At 46.7% G+C, this 599-nt stretch carries 1 protein-coding gene; it reads right to left on the bottom strand.

Annotated features, from left to right (window positions below; genetic code table 11):
- Positions 1–6 precede the first annotated feature (6 nt).
- Positions 7–599, bottom strand: a 593-nt coding sequence (locus tag R7R24_RS28585) for a lytic murein transglycosylase (protein ID WP_318120442.1), incomplete at its 5' end; no start/stop codon positions are given.

Here is a 599-nt window from a genome sequence, read left to right as displayed (position 1 = left end):
AACGAACTAGAATGAAATGCGATCAGCGAGATGGCTGACGGCAAGCGCGAAGTAGTAAGAGCGGTTCCACTTCATCAGTACGTTATAGTTATTGTAAACCAGATAAGTACGACCGTTTTCATCGTCAGGCATGATAAGCCATGCTTGGATATCTTCATTCAATTTAGGTAACGGACTGCCATCGTACTTCGTGATGCCAAGTTTACTCCATTCCTGAAGATATTTGCCTTTTTCTGCCCCGCGTCCTTCTAGACTACCATCAATCCCTTTCGGCACTTTCACTTGGCGCCCCCAAGTAAACTTATCGTCCCAGTCAGACTCGCTCAAGTAGTTAGCGGTAGATGCAAACACATCCGCTTCTGATTGCCAGATGTCTTTTTTTCCGTCTCCGTTACCATCGGCGGCAAAACGCAGGAAAGAGCTTGGCATAAATTGACACTGTCCCATCGCACCAGCCCAAGAACCTTTAAAATTATCTAGCTCGATATGGCCTTGATCAAGGATTTGCAGCGCCGCCATGGTCTCTTTGCGGAAAAATTCTTCACGACGACCTTCAAATGCCATCGTCGACAACGCATCAATTACGCGGAAGTTACCTG

The sequence above is a fragment of the Vibrio sp. 704 genome, from assembly GCF_033339295.1.
This window is presented reverse-complemented; position numbering and strand designations above follow the sequence as displayed.